The organism is Mesorhizobium sp., assembly GCF_004962925.1.
GTDB lineage: Bacteria > Pseudomonadota > Alphaproteobacteria > Rhizobiales > Rhizobiaceae > Mesorhizobium.
In genome coordinates this window covers 17455-21099 of sequence record NZ_SUEO01000099.1, presented here as the reverse complement: position 1 = coordinate 21099, position 3645 = coordinate 17455, and the positions used below count along the sequence as shown (strand labels likewise).

The 3645-nt window shown below is 62.4% G+C and carries 6 protein-coding genes; 2 read left to right on the top strand and 4 right to left on the bottom strand.

The window, feature by feature from the left end; translation table 11 throughout:
• On the top strand, positions 1-161 hold a 161-nt coding region (locus E5W87_RS19625), incomplete at its 5' end, for a WYL domain-containing protein (RefSeq protein WP_292401012.1).
• An 86-nt stretch (positions 162-247) separates the two neighbouring features.
• Complete coding sequence (locus tag E5W87_RS19620; RefSeq protein WP_292401009.1) at positions 248-619, top strand: VOC family protein; 372 nt, start codon at positions 248-250, stop codon at positions 617-619.
• A 71-nt stretch (positions 620-690) separates the two neighbouring features.
• On the opposite strand, the gene E5W87_RS19615 is transcribed toward E5W87_RS19620, so the two are convergent.
• From E5W87_RS19615 to sppA, 4 genes are all read right to left on the bottom strand, one after another.
• A complete protein-coding gene (locus E5W87_RS19615; protein ID WP_292401006.1) occupies positions 691-1671 on the bottom strand; it encodes an ornithine cyclodeaminase family protein in 981 nt (326 codons plus the stop codon).
• Positions 1672-1809: 138 nt separating this feature from the next.
• The gene (locus E5W87_RS19610; protein ID WP_126104883.1) at positions 1810-2142 is read right to left on the bottom strand and encodes a lipopolysaccharide assembly protein LapA domain-containing protein; all 333 of its coding nucleotides are present in this window, start codon (positions 2140-2142) and stop codon (positions 1810-1812) included.
• Positions 2143-2222: 80 nt separating this feature from the next.
• Positions 2223-2507 carry an integration host factor subunit beta gene (locus E5W87_RS19605; RefSeq protein WP_023797441.1) on the bottom strand — a complete coding sequence of 95 codons (285 nt, stop codon included), beginning with the start codon at positions 2505-2507 and terminating at the stop codon, positions 2223-2225.
• Positions 2508-2577: 70 nt separating this feature from the next.
• The gene (gene sppA / locus E5W87_RS19600) at positions 2578-3531 is read right to left on the bottom strand and encodes a signal peptide peptidase SppA (protein ID WP_292401002.1); all 954 of its coding nucleotides are present in this window, start codon (positions 3529-3531) and stop codon (positions 2578-2580) included.
• Positions 3532-3645: the final 114 nt, after the last annotated feature.

Below are 3645 nucleotides of genomic sequence, written 5' to 3'. Positions count from 1 at the left end.
AGGTGCGCGTGGTGGTTGCGTGGTGCGAGATGCGGCAGGATTTCAGGCATTTTCGTGCCGATCGCATCTCCGGTCTCAGCGCCACCGACACGCGCTATCCGAAGCGCCGCCAAATGCTGCTGAAGGAATGGCGGGCGACGCTCGACAAGCCGCGGCGATAGAGCAAGATCCCGTCTGCTCTCGCTGCTGCCAGAATCTGACAGTGATGCGCCCTATGCTCCCCAAATCGAAACGTTGGAGCAAGATCATGACGACCCCTAACTTCATCATCCTTTATGTCGACAAGCCTGAGCAGAGTGGCGCCTTCTATAGCGCGATACTCGGACAGGAGCCGGTTGAAGCCTCGCCGACCTTCGTGCTGTTCGTGCTCGACAAGGGGTTCAAGCTCGGCCTCTGGTCACGCCATACGGTCGAACCGGCCGCTGCGGCAGCGGGCGGCGGCGCGGAGATCGTGTTCGCGCTGGACACGCCGAACGCTGTCGACGCCACCTACGCCAACTGGGCCGAACGTGGGCTCGAAATCCTGCAGACGCCGACCGACATGGATTTCGGCCGTACCTTCGTCGCGCTCGATCCCGACAAGCATCGGCTGCGCGTCTATTGGCTGCAACAAGGGTAGGGGAGTAGGGCAGTGAGGCAGGAAAGTATGATTGGCACGAAGCCGCACGATTGGTACGGCTCCCTACTCCCTTACTGCCCTACTCCCCTACTCTTGAGTGCCCGGTAGACGGCAATGCCGGCGGCGAGGTCCTCGAGGGCCGCGCCGACCGATTTGAACAGTGTGATCTCACCGGGGCTTTGCCGGCCCTTCTTCTGACCGCGCGCCAGTTCATGTAGATCGGCGACGATGGCTTGCGCCTGCAGCACGCCCGAGGCCAGCGGTTGGACGATGTCGCCCGCCTCCTTGGTGGCACCTGCGCGGGTGTCGACATAGACGCGGGCACGCGCAATCGCATCGTCGTCGCTTTCGCGCATATCAGGCGTGAAGCCGCCGACCAGATCGACATGGGTTCCCGGCTGCAAAAATGTGCCCCTGACCAGCGGCGTGGTGGTGATGGTCGCCGACGATACGATATCGGCCTGGCCGAGTTCGGCGTCGAGATCGCTCGCGGCGGTGGCCGCAAAACCCTCGGCGCGCAATGCCGCCGCGACCTTTTCGGCGTTGGCCGGCGTGCGGTTCCAGATGCGGATGGTTTTGATCGGCCGTACCGCCGAATGCGCCTTGGCCAGGAAGGGCGACAGCGCGCCGGCGCCCACTACCAACAGCCGTGAAGCATCCTCGCGGGCCAGATAGGAGGCGGCCAGCGCCGAGGCGCAAGCGGTCCGCCACTGCGTCAGCCGCTGGCCGTCGATCATGGCCTCGGGCTCGCCAGTCGCGCCGTCGAGCAGGAGGTAAAGCCCCATCACCGCGGGTTTGCCTAAGGCGTTGTTGTCGGGCGATACCGTGACGATCTTGACGCCGATATGGCCGCCGGCCGAAGTGCCGGCCGCATTGAAGTCGGTCCAGGCCGGCATCAGGAGCAGGGTCGAGGCCGCGCCGTCGGGCCGTTCGACCGTATGATGATGCCTGACCGGTTGTACTGCGCCATCGCGAAAGGCCGCGCGCAGCGTCTCGACCAGTCCGGGAAAGGTCAGTGCATGATCGACCTCGGCCGCCGAAATGGTCAGCATGGGGAAACTCCGTAGAGAGAAATACGCCTCGGCATGATCTCGAAAATCAGAACCGATTTTTCGGAAAAGATCATGCGCAAATCAAAATGGTACAGCGCCCTTTGCGTGTCCAAAAAAGACGCGCGGCGCCATATTGGCTCAGCTCGTCGGCTTCGGCAAGGCCGGGCCCTGTGGTGCAGCCGGTGCGCGGCTGACCGCCTGGCGCAGGTTCTCGGCTTCGACACCGCGCTGGCGCGCCAGCTTGCGATAGCGGCCCTGCTTGACCCAGGTCGCCAGGCTGCCGACGACCATGCCGATGGCGAGAGCCAGGAACAGGAAGATGAAAAGCGGCAGTGTCATCGTCAGCGCCGGATTGCCGGGATTGAACGGGTCCAGGGTGAAGGCAACCGGATCGCGGTTGGCGACCGCCAGAGCAATCAGGATGACGGCCAGCGGCACGAAGACCACGATGAGCATGAAGCGATTGAACATGGAATTTCCTGTCGAAGGCGGGCTCTACCGAGGGCCGGGCCCCACTGGAAAGGCCGGCATGGCACGTGAGCCCGCGGCGCTTATTTGCCGCTGTTCAGCCTTTCACGCAATTCCTTGCCGGTCTTGAAGAACGGCACCCATTTCTCCTCGACCTCGACGGATTCGCCGGTGCGCGGATTGCGGCCGGTTCGGGCGGGGCGGTTTTTCACCGAGAAAGCGCCGAAACCGCGCAGCTCGACCCGGTTGCCTTCGGCAAGCGCGTCGGTGATCTCGTCGAAAATCGCGCCGACAATGTTTTCGACGTCGCGCAGAAAAAGGTGCGGGTTGCGTGTGGCGATGATCTGCACAAGTTCGGACTTGATCATGAGAAGGCTCCCCCGTGAAAACACTGTGGTCAAAATTATGAGGATGATTTTATTTGCTTTTTCACTCGTCTCAAGGGTGCCAGACGGAAACGAGACCGTCAAGAAACAAGCGGTCGGCGCCAAGTTCGTGAATGATGTCCCCGCCATAGTCGGGCAGGCCGAGCGCACTGCCGATGGTTCGCGCCATTGACTTCGAGAACAGAAAGCCGCCGCTTTCCGTATCCTTCCACTCCACCACCTTGAGCTTGGCATCGACGCCCTTGGTTGCGAGCCAGTCGATCGCTTCGGTCTCGCCGCCGACCGCGTCGATCAATTTATTGGCAAGAGCCTGCCGGCCGGTGAAGATCGAGCCGTCGGCCAGCGCCAGCGCCTCCGGCTTGGTCATGTTGCGGCGTTCGGCGACGATGCCGACGAACCAGTCGTAGCTGTCCAGGATGAGCTTGCGGACCATTGTGCGCTCGTCGTCATTGGTCGGCTTGAAGGGCGATGGCGAGGCTTTCAACGGCGACGATTTCACTTCCTCGAGCTTGATGCCGAGCTTGTCCATAAGGCCGCTGACGTCTGGATACTGGATCAGCACGCCGATCGAGCCGACGATCGACGATTTGCGCGCGACGATATGATCGGCTCCGGTGGCGATCATATAGCCCGCCGATGCGGCCAGCGTGCCGACCTCGGCCACGACCGGCTTCTCGGCGGCCAGCTTGCGCACTTCCTCGTAGATCGATTCGCCCCCGACGGTGGTGCCGCCCGGTGAATCTATCGACAGGATCACAGCTTTCACCCTCGATGATTGACGGATGTCATCCAGCCGTTTGATCAGGTCTTCGTCTTCGGTGATGGTGCCCTCGATCTTGACCTTGGCGATATGGTCGACCGCCGTGCCGGTGAAATCGTCACCGTAAATCCAGGTCGAAAGGGCAATCAACCCGGCTGCTGCGACAACAAGCGCTGCGACGCGCCAGAATGTCAGCTTGCGGCGCAAGCGGCGGCGGTCGATCAGGTCGTCGGCTCTCAGTGCCATGGTCAGCCTCACAGTCGGTGGGAGCAGATGCTTTTAAAGCAACCATCCGCGCCCGGCTACCGATTCCTGACGAGCTCGCGCCAAAGACAGGGTGCCGACGTTCGCGAGCCGGCG

Excerpts from the sequence above, each read along its gene's own strand:
- E5W87_RS19615 (WP_292401006.1), bottom strand. The coding sequence starts at position 1,671 with ATGCTGACCATTTCGGCGGCCGAGGTCGATCATGCACTGACCTTTCCC.
- E5W87_RS19610 (WP_126104883.1), bottom strand. The coding sequence starts at position 2,142 with ATGTTCAATCGCTTCATGCTCATCGTGGTCTTCGTGCCGCTGGCCGTC.
- E5W87_RS19605 (WP_023797441.1), bottom strand. The coding sequence starts at position 2,507 with ATGATCAAGTCCGAACTTGTGCAGATCATCGCCACACGCAACCCGCAC.
- E5W87_RS19620 (WP_292401009.1), top strand. The coding sequence starts at position 248 with ATGACGACCCCTAACTTCATCATCCTTTATGTCGACAAGCCTGAGCAG.
- sppA (WP_292401002.1), bottom strand. The coding sequence starts at position 3,531 with ATGGCACTGAGAGCCGACGACCTGATCGACCGCCGCCGCTTGCGCCGC.